Origin of the sequence: Synechococcus sp. ATX 2A4 (genome assembly GCF_024346375.1) — a bacterium.
In the GTDB taxonomy this organism is placed as follows: Bacteria; Cyanobacteriota; Cyanobacteriia; order PCC-6307; family Cyanobiaceae; genus MW101C3.
The window spans coordinates 1-16,300 of the sequence record NZ_JAGQCV010000014.1; the positions used below are offsets into that span (position 1 = coordinate 1).

Genomic DNA, 16,300 nt, shown 5'->3' on the forward strand with positions numbered 1-16,300 from the left:
AGACCACACAGCGCACTGGGAGGCAAAACTCCCCAAGAGGTCTACACTGAGACCAAACACTGTTCCTCCCGTCCTGGGTTAACGATGTCAGGGGCCGAATCTGTCCAGTAAAAGGCACCCACCTCAGAGTGCTCTGGAGCTGGATGTTGCAACAGGGAATGCACATCTTCTTTGCCCATCGAACGTTCTGCTGGAGCAATGAAGCGCGAGGCAAGGCCGCTGTTCATTGTGTAATTGTGGGATTTGGTGCAGAAGACATAACGCCTAAATGGCTATTTTCCTACGACGACATTAAGGGCGAGCCATTGCGAAGCCAGGCTAAGACGATTAATCCGTATCTTGTGGACGGGCCAAACCTCACATTGGTTAATCGCAGCAAACCCCTCTGCGCAGTGGCGCACATTGCGATTGGCAACAAACCAATAGACGGCGGTCATTATCTCTTCACTCCCGAAGAACGGGATTTATTTCTTCAATTGGAGCCCTTGGCCACGCCTTATTTCCATCGCTGGATCGGTGCTCATGAGTTTCTCAACGGGTATGAGCGATGGTGCCTATGGCTAGGCGACTGCTCACCAGCTCAACTGCAGGCCATGCCCGAAGCAATGAAAAGAGTTAAGGCAGTGCAGCAATCACGGTTAGCAAGCAAAAGTACACCGACCCAGAAGCTGGCAGCCACTCCAACGCGCTTTCATGTAGAAAACTTTCCTACGGGCTCCTTTCTGGTCATTCCTGAAGCTTCCTCAGAACGGCGACACTATTTGCCTATAGGATTTGAACAACCGCCCACGATGTGCAGCAATCTGGTCAAGATTCTTCCAGATGCAACTCTATACCAATTCGGCATTCTCTCCTCGCTGATGCACAACGCTTGGATGCGCACTGTCTGCGGACGTCTCAAGAGCGACTATCGCTATTCTGTCGGTATCGTCTATAATAACTTTCCCTGGCCGCTACATCCCAGCGACAGGCAGCAACAGGCTGTGGAAGCAGCCGCTCAAGCCGTCCTTGATGCCCGCGTTGCCTTTCCGGATTCAAACCTTGCCCAGCTCTATGATCCCCTCACGATGCCACCCGTTCTCAGCAAAGCACATCAGGCCCTAGATCAAGTTGTAGACAAAGCATATGGCAATCTCAAGTTTCAATCTGAGGCCGCCAGAATGAGTTTTCTGCTTCAGCTCTATCAGAAATATCTACAATGATTTGCTCGAATGTGGCCCCATGTAATTACCCTGGAGCACCTAACATCCAGATGCAGAAGATGGGGGCAAAGGTTGTATTTTCAACCAGATCCTGCCCGCTTCTGATCTGGAGCGTTAGGCATCACAATCAGACCTCACTCTACCGCCATGTCCTTCAGCCGAATCCTTACGAACATCTGCGCCGACGATCTCGCCGCTTGCCGTGACTTCTACGTTCAGCTGCTGGGCTTTGTGGTGAAGTACGACAGTGATTGGTACGTGCAGCTGGGAGCCCCGGGGCCCTTGGAGCTTGAGTTCGGCATCATCAAGCGGACGCATGACCTCGTCCCCAAGGCCTACCAGACCGCTCCGACAGGGATGTATGTGACCTTCGTTGTTCCGGATGTGGATGAGGTCTACAAGAAGGCACAGGAGATGGGTGCAAAAATTATCCAGGAACCGCGAAACGAGTTCTACGGCCAACGCCGGTTCCTGGTGCTTGACCCAGCCGGTTGCCTCATCGATGTGTGCTCGCCATGGAGCGAGCAGGAGAAGTGAGCCCCGTCACCACCCCGATCAGCTCCTTTAGGTTGGCTTCAGCAGCGGTGCCGGTTCAAGACACAACACCTTCGATGGTGACCAAGCAGGCCACCGAAGGACAAGGAGTAAGGGGGGGGGGCGCACCGCGCATTCGTTGGCGATCTGCATCACCTTGGCGGCCGGGCCACGCTCTCTTCAGGCCCGCTGCAGATCGCTGCCCAACAGGTCGCCGATCCGCTGGGCCAGCACGTCGAAGCAGGTGGAGAAGGCCGTTCTGGCCTCTTCCATCTCTGTGTGCGCTGCAGGGTCGGGCAGCCCCCAATGCAGCCGCGTGGTGTCGGCTGGCAGCGGGTCGCAGTGACGGGCCGCGTGATCGCACACGGTGATCACCAGATCGAACGGGTCGGCGGAGGCCTCCAGCACCGCCGCCAGGCTCTTGCTGGCGTATTGGCTGGGATCCACCGGCAGGCGGCTGATCTGCTCCAGCGCCAGCGGGTGGACCCGCCCGGTGGGGGCGCTGCCGGCGCTGACGACCTCAACGGCCCCCTGACCGAGGGCCTGAAACAGGGCTTCGGCCATGATGCTGCGCGCCGAATTGCCGGTGCACACCACCAGCACCCGCTGTCTGGTTCTCTTCGTCATGAGGTTGCTGCTGGATTGGATTGGTCAGGGGCGGCACCCGTCGTCGGGCCGTGGTGTACCGCTCAAGAGCGGGTGAACCGCTCTGGAACTACCGACAGCGGGCGGAATCGGATGGCCGCGCCTGGCGTCTGCCCGTCCTGCACAGGCAACGCCCCACGCGCGCTTATTCAAGGAAAGCCCCTGATTCTTGAATAAGCTGCAGGCTTGTTCAAGGTTCGCGGAGGAAGCCCCTTGCAGCGCGTCGACACGGGCCGCTACGAGATCACCAGCACCGCTGGGGAGTCCGTTCGCGCCTTCGTGCCGGCCCCGTTGCCGCCAGAGCCGCCCGTTCTGCTCGATGGCGGCCTGCAGGGACTGCACGAGCGGGCGCTGCTGGCTTGCGGGCGCCTGGATGGCGTGTCAGCCCTGCTGCCCGACCGGGAACTCTTTCTCTACGCCTACGTGCGGCGTGAAGCCCTGCTGTCCTCCCAGATCGAGGGCACCCAGTCGTCCCTAGCAGCTTGGTGAGCACCCGCTCCACCACGTCGTCGCTGATGGACGGCACGGAGACCAACGGCCCATCGGTGTAAGCCGTTTTTGCCTTGCGGCCTTCCAGGAAGGGGTAGGCGTCGGGATCAAACAGATCGCCATGCCGGGCCGGCAGATAGGCCTCGCTGGAGCCGCCACCGTCGTAGACGAGGCGGAACAAACTCAGCAGCGAGGCCCAGGCTCCCCGCCGGCCTTCCATGGCGTTCTGGTAGTCAGCTCGGTCTTGCCGCAGCCGCTGCGCCAGGCCGCCCACGCTGTAGTGCTGGTCGTAGCGCGAATCGGTGGGCATCAGTTCTTCGTCTTCGGCGTAGAGCAGGAACACCAGCCGCAGCAGCACGGTGATCAAGCCGCCGTAGATGTGGCTGGGGTCGTCCACCTTCAGGCCTGCAGCATCAAACCCACGCAGCAGGATCCACAGCGCCTCCAGCACCTGCTCGGCCAGGCGGGAGCTCACCTCGTTCTGTTCCTTGCGGCTCTGCTCCATCAGTGGCCGCAGGCGCGTGTTGCTGGCGCCGCCTTCAAACAGGCGATCGGGGCCCAGCAGCATCTGCAGCGCCGCCAACATCGGTCGCCCGTCGACCGTGGTCATCGGCTCCAGCGGAAAGCTGAGGTGGCCGCTGGATTCGCCGCGCGGGGCGTACACCAGCCGCAGGGCCACTCCGTTCCAGAGCAGGCCGATCGGGTGCTCGCTTTCTTTCAGCAGCCGCTCCAAGCGCTGCTGCGGTGTGGCCTCCCAACAGCGGCGGCCATCGGCTCCCTTGGGGAGAGCATCGAATGGGGTGCCTACGGGCAACTCCTGGACCAGCAGCTGGGCCTTGAGCGGTCCATCCCCTTGGCTGGGTTCGGGGACGACCCAATCGGGGCGGAGCACCTCGTCGTAGTCGTCGAGGTGCACGGCCACCGGTGCCGGCAGCTCCTCGGGCGTGCGGAGGTCGCCGGACTGCCAGGCCAGCACTTCCTCACAGAACAGCTCAAAACTGGGGGCCACGCTCAGCCACTGCTCGCCCACGGGCTGGTCTTCCAGCAGTTGCTCCAGCCGTTGCTGCCAGTCGGCCAGCACGGTGGTGGCACTCTCCGGGAAAACCCCCAGCCGATTGAGCACCACAGGCTCCACCACCAGGCCCACCGGCTGGGCCATGCCCTTCCACTCCTCGTGGGTGTGAACCCCAGGGGCACGCGGTGGCATCAGGTGCGACCCTCCATGGCTGCGCAACCGAAATGGATCCATACTGGCTGCAGCGATGTTGCCTGCCTGGTTGCCATGGCCAAGACCCTCACCCTCAAGAACCTGCCGGAGGAGCTCCATGCCCGGCTTAGTGCTGCGGCCAAGCGGCACCGCCGCAGCCTCAACCAGGAGGCGATCGTCTGCCTGGAGTCAGGTCTTGGAGCCGACGTTCCCTCCGTTGAAGAGGAGCTGGCGAGAATCAGGGGGTTGCGCGAAAGCCTCGGGCCCCGCAGCTTTGATCCTGACGAGATTGATGCGTTCAAGCGCGAGGGTCGGCCTTGATCGTCGTTGACACCAACGTGCTGGCCTACCTGCTGTTGGGTGGACCCAGAACGGAGCAGGCTGAGGTCCTCCGGCGGCATCACCGCCAATGGGCGGCCCCACCGCTTTGGCGCAGCGAGTTTCGCAATGTCCTCACGGGTTACCTGCGGCGTGATCTCTTGCCTTTCCCCAAGGCCCTGGTGCTGATGCAGGAGGCTGAGGAGATCCTCTCGGCCCATGAAGAAAAGGTCAGCACTGAGCATGTCCTGAAACTTGTGAGCAGCAGTCGCTGCAGTGCCTACGACTGTGAATTCGTCGCTGTCGCCCAGCATTTGAGCGTGCCGCTGATCACAGAAGATCACGCCATCCTGACGGCGTTTCCCGATGTGGCGCAATCGCTTCATCAGGCCACCTCCTGAAGAACAGCTGCCTGCATGTGCGATTCCAGACTGTCGAACCAATGGCGCAAACAGTCGCGCAGTGGCCCCGCCTCCGACAGCGCCCAGGGTGTGTCCCGATTGGGCTCAGGATCGCCCTCGCCAGGATCGAGATAGGCCACGGCAGCTTGGGTGAGGGTGTTCAGCGTGGCGGGGTCGGGGTGCCAGCCAGGGATTGACCCTGCTATCCGGTTGCTGAGTTCCAGCAAATCACGGCACTTGCGTGAGGGGATGTCCTGGGCAATCAGAACGGCGCGCAGATAGGTTTCCAAGCAGCGCTGGATCAGGAACAGGCCGCTCAGATAGCCGCGCGGTAGATCAGGTAGAAGCGTTGCCATGCGCCAGTGCCGTTCGGCGCGTGCGATCCATTCATCCACCACCGGATTGCGCATTGGGATGGCAGCGCCGGGACGTTCGAGCGTGCTGCGCTCCAGCTCCCCATGCAGCAGCTCACCGTGATCCAATGCCTCGCGGAGATAGGGATCACCCCAGCAATAGCGGGGTGCGATTTCCTCGGGTCGCCGCAGATGCAGATCCAGCGGAAAATCGGCGGCGCCGGCTGCAAGCAGGGCCTCCACTTTCTCCCGCGGCTTGTTCTCAAACGGCATCACCACCAGCAGGTCGGCATCGGAATCCCAGCGGGCATCGCCACGGGCCTGGGAGCCGAACAAGATGATCTGTTCAGGGGCAAAGTGCTCCACCAGCCGCTGGGTGAAAGCGTTCAGCGCTTCGCGGGTCACGAGGGGGGCGAGGGTGGCGATGGCGTTCGTCATGGCGCCACCTGCAGCGGCCAGAGCACAATCGCCCCGGCGGGCTCAATCCTCGGGGCTGTGGCCACCTCGAACGTGCGCCGGATCGCAGCCGGCTCCAGCTCCAGATCCCGCTCGATCCGCGTCAGCCGTTTATCCCAGTAGGAGCGGTTGTCGCGCAGCTGGCGCAGCTCGTGGTCGGCAAAACCAAGGGCCAGCTGTTCGAACTCACTGTCGTGCTTGGTGCGGGTTTTGAGGATCCGCTCCCGCTGCTCCTGCAGCACCTTCACGAAGGCGTTGGCCTCATCCTCAGCGCGCTTGCCCAGCTGGGCTTTGGCGCGCTCGGCCCGTTCGGCGGCGATGGCTTCCAAGCGGTCCTTGAGTTGGGCCACATCGGCCGGCAGCTGTTCCCGCAGCTGGCGCTGGATGCCTTCATCCACCGCCGGCAGGCGTTCGCGCAGGCTGGTTTCCAGGTCGGCCAGGGCCATGTCGGTCTTGGTGGCGTTCAGCACCCGCAGCCGCCGGGCTGGATCAGCCGGGTCCCATTCGGCCACCAGCTCCAGCACCTCATCGTGCAGGCGGGCGGCACCGTGGCCGTACAGCGACAACCGAGCCAGCAGGATCAGCTTGGCGGTGTCGTCATGGGTGGCGATCACTGCGGCCCGGCTCAGCTCTTCTCCCTGGAACCCCCGCACCAGGAAGCGGTTGAGCAGTCGCTGCACCAAGGGGTGCTCCAGATGCAGATGCACCCGGTCGGCATTCACCTCCTTGGGGTCTTTGAACACCACGGGCTGGGGCGCTGTGTTGCGCCGCCACTCCCAGAGCTTCTCGCCGGGGCGGCGAGGGCGCCGCAGGGCATCCAGCACGTCCCCCCAGCTCTGCTCGCCTCCGGGCAGCTCATCGGCCGCCGGGAAGATCCATTCGGCCCGCTCGGGATCGGTCTCTGCCACCGCAGGATCCCGGGCTATCAGTTGAGGCACCGATCGATTCCCCAGCCCGCTCCCCTGGGCGCTCACCCGCAGGCTGGTGTTGAGCGCATCGCGGAAGAGATCACTGCTGAAGTGGAGCCAGTCTTCCGACTTCTGCAGGGCCTTCTCCAGCCGTGCCACCTGCTGGCGGAGCTCGTCTTCTCGCTCGCGGCTGTTGTCCTCCAGCTCCAGGTTGACCAGGGCCTGACGGCGTTTGTAGCCCTCCTCCTGATCCACCCCCTGGATCTGCGCCATCACCTCGTTGATGGCGGTGGGATTGATTCCCTTGGCCAACAGCTCATTCAGCCGTCCCACCACCACCGGCGGCAGGGAACCGAGGGTTTTGCGGATCTCCTCGGTTTTCTTGACCAACACATCCAGTACCCGGTCTTCCTCGCGGTCGGCCAGCACGAAGTAGTGGCAGAACACCTCTGGGGCGCGCTGCAGGGTGCGGTCGATGCGGCCGTTGCGCTGCTCCATCCGCCCCGGGTTCCAGGGCACGTCGAAGTGGAACAGGTAGCGGCAGTGGTTCTGCAGGTTCACCCCCTCCCGCGCAGCATCGGTGGCGATCAGGATGCGGAGTGGATCCTGATCGGGCGGGCTGTTGAAGCTGCGCTTGAGCGCTTCCCGCTTTTCATCGCCGATGCCGCCATGGAAGGTGGCGATGCGTTCCCGTTCCCGGTCGCTGCCGGCGATCAACGATTCGATCCGCTCCTGCAGCCAGCGCTTGGTGTCGGCGTACTCGGTGAAGATCAACAGCCGCTCGCCGTTCCACTCGGCGCCCTCCTGCCCCAGATCAGGGCAGAGGTGCTGCTGAATCCAGCGGCGTAGGTAGGTGATGCGGGCATCAGGCTCGTAGCGGGCGCGCTCGCTGATGCGCTGCATGTCCTTGAGCAGCTCCCATTCCTGGGGCCCTGCGCCCAGTTCGGTGGTAGCTAGCGCCAGCCGATGCTCCTGCTCAGCTTCCCGCTCGACGCTGTCTTCATCGGCGTCGGCGCGCTCGTCGTCGCCGTCGATGCCCTGCTGCAGCAGCTTCAGCTGCTGGGGGTCTCGGGCCGTGCGCAGGCGCTCGCCGGCATCGCGCCGCCGCAGCGTGTCGCAATGCACGCCCAACGTGCGGTGAAAGGCCTCGATCGAGCTGAGCAGCCGTTTCTGCAGGTTGGTGACCACCAACAGTTCGGCGGCGCGCTGTTTGCTGCTCGCTCCCTTGAGCCGCTCTTCCCGCAGGGTGCGGTAGGCCTTGAGCAGGCGGGCCAGCTCCAGCTCGGGTGTGGAGGGATCCAATCCCTCAAGCACCACGGGCACCACCTCACGCTTGGGCAGCTCCTCGCCGATCCGGCGCAGGTCTTCCTTGAGGCGCCGCACCAGCACGGGCTCCAGGTCGGCCTTGTTGCGCACTGGCACCCCGCGGCAGAAGCGGGTGGGATCCAGGATTTCCAGCAGAGCCGAGAAGCTGTTGCTGTGGCCGTTGTGGGGCGTGGCCGAGAGGAACAGCTTGTGCTCGAAGCAGCCGGCCAAGCCGCGGATGGCCCGGGTGAGCTTGGAGTCGACGGCAATCCTGGAGCCACTGGAAGGAGCGGCGTTGTGGGCTTCATCGAGGATCAGCAGGGCCTTCTCGCCATCCCCAAGCCAATCGCGCAGGGCGCCGGCGTAGTCCTCATTGCGCACCAGCGCCTGGCTGAGGATGAAGCGGGTGTGGGTGGCCCAGGGGTTGATGCCCCAGCCCCGCTCGCGCCGCATCCGCGAGACGTACTCGCGGTTCATCACCGCAAACGGCAAACCGAAGCGGCTCTCCATTTCACCCTGCCACTGCAGCACCACCGACGGCGGTGCCACCACCACCACCCGCTGCACCTTCTGGCGCAGCAGCAGCTCGCGCATGATCAGCCCGGCTTCGATCGTCTTGCCCAGGCCCACGTCGTCGGCGATGAATAGAGCCACCCGCGGCATCCGCAGGGCTTTGCGCAGCGGCTCCAGCTGGTAAGGCTTCACATCGATCCCCGCCCGCAGCGGGGACTGGAACAGGCCCGGGTCGGTGGCCGTGACGCAGTTCCACTGCAGCGTGTGCAGGTAGCTGGAGAACACCTGCGGGTCATCGAAGCCGCGCTGCCCGATCGTCTCCCAGGTGCTTTGGCCCAGGATCCGGGCATCCACCTCACGCTCCCAGAACACCTCGGTGATCTGCCCGTTGGCGTCGTCATCCAGGCAGGCCAGGCGAACCACGGTGTCGAGGCCTTTCTCTTCTGGCGCCCAGACCTCCTCAACCAAGTGGTGGTGGCTGCGGCAGTGGACCACGCAACCCTTGCTGAGGGCAGGAGCAGGCGGAACCTGGCTCATTGCGGCACCGCCTGACGCAGCTGGGCTGGCATAGATGGCAGGGGACGATTCCCCCAGTGTGACGCCAGCACAGCCCAGGCGCAGGCAGGCTTCTCCCGGCCTCACCCGTCAATGCCAAAACTATGCAGCCTGTGCATTGTTTAGGCCTGCTGCCTATGCAGCCTCATCGCCTTCTCGTACTCCGCTCCGATCCCCAGCCCTGAATTCTCATCCGCCATCAGCCGCTACCGCGACGCCGGCCTGCGACCACATGCGCATGTGGATCAGGCAGGCCAGGGCCAGCGCGATCGCCCGTTGCCACAGATCCTTTGGCGTGGGCAGATAGGGCAGGTTGGCGAACTGGGCCTCCAGCAACCAAGCCTCCTCGGGCCGGGAGGAACGGAGCACCTCAAACAGCACCGGCTCCGCCAGGTGGGCCTTTGGGTCCAGCAGGAAAGGCGCGATGAACTGCCTCAGCGGGGCCGGGCTGCGGGCTCGGCTGACGTCAATCCACAACCTGGTGTCGAGCAACAGGGTCAGGCAGCGGTCTCCTGGACCCGCTGGTGCTCGCGATCCTGGTCGGCCTCAAAACTCTCCAGCTCCACACCCCATTCGCCGCTGAGAAAGCGCCGAGTGATCTCGGCGCGACGTCGCTGCTTCAGCGCCTCCTTCATCAACCTGCGGACCGCGGCGCCCTTCTTGCGCTCGCCCGTGAGGTCCAGGATTTCGGCCATCTCGGCTTCGGGAAGCTCGACGGTGACTTTCATGGTTTCGCCCCCGGAGACCAGCTCCAGATCGGCCTCGTTGCTGCGAAAGACGATCCTGTCGCCGGTGCTTCCGTCCTGGCAGCGGAACAACACCTGGCAGGCCATATCGCCCATCCGCTGAACGCTGATCAGCCGCACGGATTCTTTGCCCAGCAAGCCCTTCACCAGAGCGTCAGGTTTGAGGTCTTCCAGACGAATCATCGGGTCATCCAGGCCTGCCAACCACTATCAAGCGCTTTCCCTGGCAAGAGCACTTCTTTCATGCGAAGAACCAAGCAGGCAGTAGGCAGGTGCTGGTAACGCGCACGCCAAGCAGACCACTAACGAGCACTTTGCCCCGGCCTTGAGCGAATGGGGAGCCTCCCCTGGAAGAAATAGTGCGGCACCTGCAAAAACAGGCAAGATCTGCATACTCCTAGGCCCCAAGGCCGGTGCGGCCCCATGCCCTTTCGCTTCCGCCGCTCGGCCCGCCTGGGCCCCTTGAGGTTCAATTTTGGCAAGAGCGGCCTCAGCTCGATTTCGCTCGGCGGCCGTGGGGCGTCGTTCAACATCCCCGTGGCCCGCTCCGGTGCACCCCGCACCACCGTGGGGCTGCCCGGCACGGGGTTGAGCTGGAGTGTCGAGCACAGCAGTGCTGCAAAGGGGCTGCCCAACAGCCGCCGCCTCCGGCCAGGCCAGCTGGAGGTCTTCAAGCAGGGCTGCCTGGGCGTGTTGCAAGAGCAGTTGATCGCGCCTGGCTCCCAAGCTCAGTGGCTCTGGGAGTTGAACCTGATCACCCGGCTTCTGGCCGATCCCTCAATCGGCAGCCGCACCCAGGGCCTGCTGGCCGTGATTGAAACGCCGGAAGCGATGGAGGCCTACGTCATGCGCGCGCAGAGCCAGGACGATGTGAAACGCCGGGCCCATCGCTGCGTGGAAGCAGTCCAGGAAGCGGCCCGGTTGGTGAACCTCCGGGGCTGGCTACATCAGGCATAAAGCCCTATTGCCCCCACCGCCTGGCCGGCCGATTGTGATCTCATCACTCACCGGGAGGCTCCAGACCATGGATGACACCCCACCCGAGCAGAGGCCAGGAGTGCGCTGACGATCCGGTCCCTGCTCCAACACTCTCGACGGATCTCTGATTTCCCTGGCGCGTGACACCGCTGTGTGTGTGCTCCACCGCCGTCCACTGCACCGCGAAAGGCCTCGCCTCAGGTGCCCCGGACCCAACAGGAAGTCCCACTAGTCACCTGGCCCTAGGTGCCAGCGTCAGCCGCTCCGCCCTATCAACCAAACTCCTTCAGAGCCCGGTGGCTTCGTCACCGGGCTTTGTCGTGTAATCAGGGCCATAAGGTTGATGCAACAACCCTCACAACTGCGTGGGGCCTGGTGACCTCATCGCCTGCAGATACTCCTGGCGCGGCAGTATGCATTCGTAGACCGCACCGGTCTGATGGGGCAGCGGATTGATCGCGCTGCTGCTCACCGCCATGTAGGGATCAAACAGGTAGCCAGCCGGATGCGTTCGGCCTCCGACACCAGTCGGAATGGCTCGCCGTCTTCATCAAGGCTCCACTTCCGGCCCCGGTGACCAGCTCCAGATCGGCCTCGTTGCGGCGGAACACGGTGGACTTCTCCAGCCTGACCTGGAGGGTCGATCACGACCCTGGGCTGGGGCTGACCTCGCCAACCGCCACCGGCTGCACCAGAGTCAGCTTGATGGACTCCACCTCCCCAATACCGAACCACTGAACGCTATGTGGATCTTTCTCAACGACGCTTTTCTCTCTGTCGTCGCCGACAAAGCTGACCCCACGGGGGAGCGGCTGCTGGTGCGTGCGCGGCGGGCCAGCGACATCGAGCGCGTGTTTCCTGAGGCCGAGGTGTTCCAGGTCGTCATCAGCGACTACGCCTTTCGGGCCTGGGTCGCGCGGCAGCAGGTGGCTGAGGCTCTGGCCGCCAGGGCAAATGCGATCGACTATCCCAACTTCAAGGACTCCATCACCGATCACGACCTCCACGAGGCGGCGATGGACGTGTGGGGAGTGATGCACAGGCTTCAGGAGCGATCCAGGTAACCCGCCGGCAACATGGAGACCAGCGCTCACTGGCCGAGCTGCTCCCGCAGAAACCGATCGCTCCACCCCACCGCCGCGGCCCAGTTCTCCGCCTCGCTCAGGCCCGAGCTGCGGGTGGGCTTGAAGCTGTGGTCGCCGCTGGGGAGCCAATGCAGCTGCACCTGGGGCGAAAGGGCGTAGGTGTCCACCTCCTCCCGCTTCCCGAACGTGTCGCGCTCCCCCTGCAGGATCAGCGTGGGCGTGCGCAAGGCGGCCAGGTGCTCGGTGCGCAGTTGCAGCGGCTTGCCGGGCGGGTGGAAGGGGTAGCCCAGGCAGAGGCAGCCGCGCACGCCATCGCTGGCGGCCAGCTCATCCACCAGCAGGCTGGCCACCCGCCCGCCCATCGACTTGCCGCCGATGAACAGCGGCCGGCCGGGCTGCTCCGTGTGCTCCAGCCGCACCTGCTGGCGGAAGGCCTCCTGCAGCACCGGCATCCGGTCGGGTCCCTGGCGACGGCCTGTTTCGCGCATCCGGGCCATGTAGCCAAACTCGAAGCGCACCACCCGCCAGCCCTGGTGCGCCAGCCCGCTGGCGATAGCCGCCATGAAGGGGCTGTCCATCGGGGCACCGGCGCCATGGGCCAGCAGCACGGTGGCGGGCGCGGCATCGGGGCCGTCGATCAGGCGCGGCGCGGAGCTGGGAGCCTCAGCCGTCATGGGCGGATCTGCTCCGGTGCGTCTCCGGGCGCTCCACGTAGCCCGTCGCCCACACCGTCGGGGCAATCCCATGGGGCACCAGGCACCTGTAGGCCTCGCTGGCGAGAATCTCCTGCACCGACTCCCCCAACAGCGCGTTGGAGCGGCTGCCCGGCAACCGCTGGCTGAGGGTCTGGTGGATGCGCTGCAGATACCAGGCAGTGCCGTCGAGCCCTGCGTTGAAGCGCTCCCAGCTGCGGGGGTTGCGCCGGGCATCAAGCACCATGTCGCGGGCGTTGTGGGCCTTGTCGGCTGCCGTCACCCGCAGGGAGCCTTCGCCCTTGTGCTCCAGAGCAGCCACATAGCGGGTCTTGCGCAGCAACCAGGGCTCCTTGGCCACACCCGGCGCCACCGGGCCAGTTGTGTCGGTGCAGTCGCGCACGATCGCGGCCACCTCGTCGCCAAAGCGCTCAGCAATCGAATCGTGGCTCTGGCCGGCATCCTCGATGGAGTCGTGCAGCAGGCCAGCGATCGCTTCGTTCTCACTGCCGCCGTCTTCCCAGACCAGACCGCTCACGGCCATCAGGTGGGAGAGGTAGGGCACCGGCTTGCCCTTGCGGGTCTGAAAGCGGTGCAGCTGGGCGGTCCAGAGCAGGGCCTCGTCGTAGCGCTCGCTGTGGGTGGGTGGGTGGTTTGTCATCGGCTTGATCTTCTATGGGTTCATGGTTTGGTTGTGGCCACCGCTTCTCGCGCTTTGCAGGCCTTATCGGCCTCACGGAGCAGGTCCATCTCCGCTTCCGGGAGGGGCTCCTGGATCTCGCCGCCACTGAAGGCTGCTGCGGACGAAATTGCAGATCGCTTCTGTGTCAGGGCCATCGCCTATGCGAGCCAGGATGACCGGTCGGCCGTCCTGGCCTGCGTCATCTTCTTGCCAGGGATCTTCCTTGGCGTAGTACCTGAACGTCATCGGGTGCCTCCGGGGTCGAGAACACCCCCCGGCCAGCGCCTGGAGGTTCATTCTCTCCTGATCGGGCCAGCCTTCCGTTCGTCGTCATGACGGCATCAGCAGCGACCACAGGGGCAGAAAAGCCCCAATCCGAAGCCGTAATCTGGACCTAATTGGGAGCGGTGTTGCGTCAGCGGCTCCGCCTGATCAACCAAACTCCTGCCGAGCCCGGTGGCCTCGTCACCGGGCTTTGTCGTGTCACCCAGAGCCATGGCTGACCTCTCCCAGATCCACCAGGCCCTGGTCGAGGACCACCGCGGGTCTTTGAGCTTGCCGCCGGCGAGCTGCTTGCCCAGTCCAGCTGGACCCTGGAGGCCACCGTGCTGCTGATGCACCTCCACAACGGCGCCGTCACGATCGGGCCGGTGCGCAACCTTTCCCAATGGCTGGAGCACCTCCCGCCTGAGCTCGATGCCTTCGTGCGGCTGCAGGAGCAGGGGGTGCCCTTCGAGGCGGCCTACGCCCAGTGCCTGGCCGAACAGGGGCAGGAGTTTGTCGACGCCTGCGAAGCCGCCAAGCGCAGCAAGCCCCTGGTCACCCACGACAACCTGGCTGAGCTCACCGCCCTCTCCCAGAAGGGCTTTGCCCGCCAGCCCCGTGAGCTGCTGGCGCTGGCCCAGTGGTCCGACCACGTCAGCGGCTTCCTGGTGTCCTGCGAGCCCTTCCGCTGATCTGGAAGCAAGAGCGCCGTAGGTCTCCGGCTCCGTCTTCGTCCCCAACCCCACCCACCGGCACCAGCAGCGCCTGCTAGCGGCTGTTGGGGCGGCCACGGTCCTGGCCCTGCAGGGCAGCGCGGAAGGCCGCTGAGCTGAGGATCGGCGTGTTGTGGTCGAGGTCGTTCACCAGCACCAGCTCTGCCACGCCGGGCTGGAAGGCGCGGTGCAGGGCGACGGCGTGGCGCGTGGGCACCACCCGATCGACGGCAGCCGCCACGATCGTGGTGGGGGCCCGCACCAGGGGCGCCTCAGCGGCCGCCTCCCAGCGATCGAGCAGCAGCAGATCCACCGGCAGCCAGGGCATGGCGGCGCGCGCCACCGCCAGCAGGCTGTCGAACGGCACCAACAGCACCAGCCGCTGCACCGGGCGGGTGGCAGCCAGATGCACCGCCGGGCCGGTGCCCAGGCTGCGGCCCACCGCCGTGATCGCGCTGTGGCGCTCGGCCACGTGGGCATGGAGCGCCTGGGCGTCGGCGCGCAGGGCCGCTTCGCTGGGTCTGCCCTCGCTGCCGCCGTAGCCGCGGTAATGGAGCAGGTAGAGGGCTGTGTCGGGCAGCAGGGCGGCCAGCTCAGCGCGGGTGAGGGACACGTCCTCGGCGTTGCCCCCGAAGTAGATCAGCGCGCGGGGCCCCGCATGGGGGCGATGGGCCACCAGCACGCGCTTGCCCTCCACCTGCAGCAGCAGCTGGCCGGATGGATCGGCGGCGGGCTGGGGGAGATAGATCAACGAACGCTGGGTGAGGAACACCAGCAGGCAGACACCGCCATAGCCCAGCGCCAGCCAGCCGGCCCAGCCCAGCCATCGAGTCACTGTCATCGACCCAGAGTCATGGAGCCAGAGTCATGGACCCACAATCATCGGTGCTTTCTCCAGCGTGCTTCAGCAGCTCAGGATGGACGGCAGCACCGATAGATCGCCGATCATCTTCAGGCTCAGACAGCCCAAGCGGGCTGCATCGTGCAAGCCGCCGCGCCCTGCGCGAAGGTCGGGCGGCATGTGATCAGCTCATGCCCCACCATGTGCCCTGGGTTCTTCTGTTGCTGCCAACTGCCACGGCGGTGAGGAGGCCTCCTCGCTGATCGGCGGAAGGATGGGCTTCGGCGGGAGGTGACCTCCACCACTTCAACGGCCTGAACCCGACCGAGCCACTCCCAGCGGTGCATCTTGAGATCCCGCACGGTCAGAACGAGCACCTGGTCTTCGCAGGCGGCGTGGCGGGAAGACCAGCGGGAGAGGTCTTGCCCGCCCCCGGCCGGGCCCATCTGCTCGGGCTCGATGCGGCGCAGCAGCTCGGGCAGGTTCTGGATCAGGACATCGAGCAGGGTGCGGGGCGACGCCATAAACAGACTAAACTAAGACTTAGTTCGAAACGTTCAGCAATGGAGCTGGTGAACATCCACCAGGCCAAAACCCACCTCTCCCAGTTGCTGCAGGAGGTGGAACAGGGGCAGGACGTGGTGATCGCCCGCTCGGGGGTACCGATTGCGCGGCTGGTGGCCTGGCAGGCTCCGGCCCAGCCGGTGGCAGCGCCCGGGGCGATGCGCGGTCAGATCCAGCTGGGTGACGACTTTGAGGCGCCGCTGGATGGGCTGTTCGAGGCGCTGCGGTGACGCGGCTCCTGCTCGACACCCACCTGGTGCTGTGGTGGCTGAATGGCGACCCGCGGCTGCCGGAGCCGGTGGTGGAGCGGGTCCAGGCGCCGGAGGCGGAGGTCTTCGTGAGCCAGGCCTCGCTGTGGGAGATGGCGATCAAGGTGTCGATCGGCCGGCTGCAGGTGGATCTGCCGGAGCTGGAGCGCCAGGTGCCGCTGCAGGGCTTCCGCTGGCTGCAGGTCAGCAACACCCATCTGCTGGCGGTGGCAGAGCTGGAGGCCGATGGAGACCATCGCGATCCGTTTGACCGGCTGCTGGTGTGCCAGAGCAGAACCGAGCCGATGCTGCTGCTGAGTGTGGACCGCCAGTTGCGGCGCTACGGCACCACCGTGAACGTGGTGGGATGACGCGCCCGTCAGGGGCGCTGCCTGAGAAGTTTGCTGAACAACCCGGCCGTCTCTGCGACATCGGTCAACCGCTCAACTGAGATGCGCGGTCACCGGGAGCGAATCACTCCACCGGCCAGGGCTCCTGCAGCGACTGCGTTCAAATGCACGGGGCTGGCGGGACTCGAACCCACGACCTACGGTTTAGGAAACCGTCGCTCTATCCGGCTGAGCTACAGCCCCCTGCGGCC

General features: G+C 64.9%; 19 protein-coding genes and 1 tRNA gene. 10 read left to right on the plus strand and 10 right to left on the minus strand.

The features are described from left to right. Positions 1-158 precede the first annotated feature (158 nt). Positions 159-1,202 (plus strand): type IIL restriction-modification enzyme MmeI, encoded by a 1,044-nt coding sequence (locus tag KBY97_RS12480; protein ID WP_255147404.1) that lies wholly within the window; start codon positions 159-161, stop codon positions 1,200-1,202. 147 nt (positions 1,203-1,349) lie between these two features. Continuing rightward, positions 1,350-1,739 carry a VOC family protein gene (locus KBY97_RS12485; protein WP_255147405.1) on the plus strand — a complete coding sequence of 130 codons (390 nt, stop codon included), beginning with the start codon at positions 1,350-1,352 and terminating at the stop codon, positions 1,737-1,739. 177 nt (positions 1,740-1,916) lie between these two features. Here KBY97_RS12485 and KBY97_RS12490 read toward each other — a convergent pair whose 3' ends face one another. Next, a complete protein-coding gene (locus tag KBY97_RS12490; RefSeq protein WP_255147406.1) occupies positions 1,917-2,363 on the minus strand; it encodes an arsenate reductase ArsC in 447 nt (148 codons plus the stop codon). A gap of 396 nt (positions 2,364-2,759) precedes the next feature. Here KBY97_RS12490 and KBY97_RS14770 point away from each other — a divergent pair, with 396 nt between their 5' ends. The 3 genes from KBY97_RS14770 to KBY97_RS12505 all read left to right on the plus strand — a co-directional run bounded on the left by KBY97_RS14770 (position 2,760) and on the right by KBY97_RS12505 (position 4,796). Continuing rightward, positions 2,760-2,870, plus strand: a complete 111-nt coding sequence (locus KBY97_RS14770) for a Fic/DOC family N-terminal domain-containing protein (protein WP_255147489.1) — start codon at positions 2,760-2,762, stop codon at positions 2,868-2,870. A gap of 1,282 nt (positions 2,871-4,152) precedes the next feature. Further along, positions 4,153-4,398, plus strand: coding sequence for a FitA-like ribbon-helix-helix domain-containing protein (locus KBY97_RS12500; protein WP_255147407.1), 246 nt, complete (start codon positions 4,153-4,155; stop codon positions 4,396-4,398). Then, on the plus strand, positions 4,395-4,796 hold the full coding sequence (locus KBY97_RS12505; protein ID WP_255147409.1) for a type II toxin-antitoxin system VapC family toxin: 402 nt from the start codon (positions 4,395-4,397) through the stop codon (positions 4,794-4,796). The genes KBY97_RS12500 and KBY97_RS12505 overlap by 4 nt, the downstream gene beginning before the upstream one ends. Here the strand turns inward: KBY97_RS12505 and KBY97_RS12510 are convergent. The 4 genes from KBY97_RS12510 to KBY97_RS12525 all read right to left on the minus strand — a co-directional run bounded on the left by KBY97_RS12510 (position 4,781) and on the right by KBY97_RS12525 (position 9,815). Further along, positions 4,781-5,587, minus strand: a complete 807-nt coding sequence (locus KBY97_RS12510; protein WP_255147410.1) for a nucleotidyltransferase domain-containing protein — start codon at positions 5,585-5,587, stop codon at positions 4,781-4,783. The two genes, KBY97_RS12505 and KBY97_RS12510, sit on opposite strands and share 16 nt — an antisense overlap. Next, complete coding sequence (drmD, locus tag KBY97_RS12515; RefSeq protein WP_255147411.1) at positions 5,584-8,868, minus strand: DISARM system SNF2-like helicase DrmD; 3,285 nt, start codon at positions 8,866-8,868, stop codon at positions 5,584-5,586. Before drmD ends, KBY97_RS12510 begins: the two co-directional genes overlap by 4 nt. A 207-nt stretch (positions 8,869-9,075) precedes the next feature. Then, positions 9,076-9,378 carry a hypothetical protein gene (locus KBY97_RS12520; RefSeq protein WP_255147413.1) on the minus strand — a complete coding sequence of 101 codons (303 nt, stop codon included), beginning with the start codon at positions 9,376-9,378 and terminating at the stop codon, positions 9,076-9,078. Between the two features lie 5 nt (positions 9,379-9,383). Next, positions 9,384-9,815, minus strand: a complete 432-nt coding sequence (locus tag KBY97_RS12525) for a hypothetical protein (protein ID WP_255147414.1) — start codon at positions 9,813-9,815, stop codon at positions 9,384-9,386. A 240-nt stretch (positions 9,816-10,055) separates the two neighbouring features. Here KBY97_RS12525 and KBY97_RS12530 point away from each other — a divergent pair, with 240 nt between their 5' ends. After that, positions 10,056-10,589 carry a DUF4236 domain-containing protein gene (locus tag KBY97_RS12530; RefSeq protein WP_255147415.1) on the plus strand — a complete coding sequence of 178 codons (534 nt, stop codon included), beginning with the start codon at positions 10,056-10,058 and terminating at the stop codon, positions 10,587-10,589. A 764-nt stretch (positions 10,590-11,353) separates the two neighbouring features. After that, positions 11,354-11,674, plus strand: coding sequence for a hypothetical protein (locus KBY97_RS12535; protein ID WP_255147416.1), 321 nt, complete (start codon positions 11,354-11,356; stop codon positions 11,672-11,674). A 26-nt stretch (positions 11,675-11,700) separates the two neighbouring features. Here KBY97_RS12535 and KBY97_RS12540 read toward each other — a convergent pair whose 3' ends face one another. Further along, complete coding sequence (locus tag KBY97_RS12540) at positions 11,701-12,369, minus strand: alpha/beta family hydrolase (RefSeq protein WP_255147418.1); 669 nt, start codon at positions 12,367-12,369, stop codon at positions 11,701-11,703. After that, the gene (locus KBY97_RS12545; protein ID WP_255147419.1) at positions 12,359-13,048 is read right to left on the minus strand and encodes an HD domain-containing protein; all 690 of its coding nucleotides are present in this window, start codon (positions 13,046-13,048) and stop codon (positions 12,359-12,361) included. Before KBY97_RS12545 ends, KBY97_RS12540 begins: the two co-directional genes overlap by 11 nt. A 635-nt stretch (positions 13,049-13,683) precedes the next feature. On the opposite strand from KBY97_RS12545, the gene KBY97_RS12550 reads away from it, so the two are divergent. Continuing rightward, complete coding sequence (locus tag KBY97_RS12550; protein WP_255147421.1) at positions 13,684-14,025, plus strand: hypothetical protein; 342 nt, start codon at positions 13,684-13,686, stop codon at positions 14,023-14,025. Positions 14,026-14,101: 76 nt separating this feature from the next. On the opposite strand, the gene KBY97_RS12555 is transcribed toward KBY97_RS12550, so the two are convergent. Continuing rightward, entirely contained in the window at positions 14,102-14,887 is a 786-nt protein-coding gene (locus tag KBY97_RS12555; protein WP_255147422.1) for an alpha/beta hydrolase, read from the minus strand. A 116-nt stretch (positions 14,888-15,003) separates the two neighbouring features. Further along, the gene (locus tag KBY97_RS12560; protein WP_255147423.1) at positions 15,004-15,411 is read right to left on the minus strand and encodes a hypothetical protein; all 408 of its coding nucleotides are present in this window, start codon (positions 15,409-15,411) and stop codon (positions 15,004-15,006) included. A 48-nt stretch (positions 15,412-15,459) separates the two neighbouring features. Between KBY97_RS12560 and KBY97_RS12565 the strand changes: the two genes are divergently transcribed. Next, entirely contained in the window at positions 15,460-15,681 is a 222-nt protein-coding gene (locus KBY97_RS12565; protein WP_255147424.1) for a type II toxin-antitoxin system Phd/YefM family antitoxin, read from the plus strand. Further along, positions 15,678-16,070: a type II toxin-antitoxin system VapC family toxin gene (locus tag KBY97_RS12570; RefSeq protein WP_255147425.1), complete on the plus strand. Its 393-nt coding sequence runs from the start codon at positions 15,678-15,680 to the stop codon at positions 16,068-16,070. Before KBY97_RS12565 ends, KBY97_RS12570 begins: the two co-directional genes overlap by 4 nt. A 148-nt stretch (positions 16,071-16,218) precedes the next feature. On the opposite strand, the gene KBY97_RS12575 is transcribed toward KBY97_RS12570, so the two are convergent. Then, positions 16,219-16,292 (minus strand) — tRNA-Arg (locus tag KBY97_RS12575). Between the last annotated feature and the right edge of the window lie 8 nt (positions 16,293-16,300).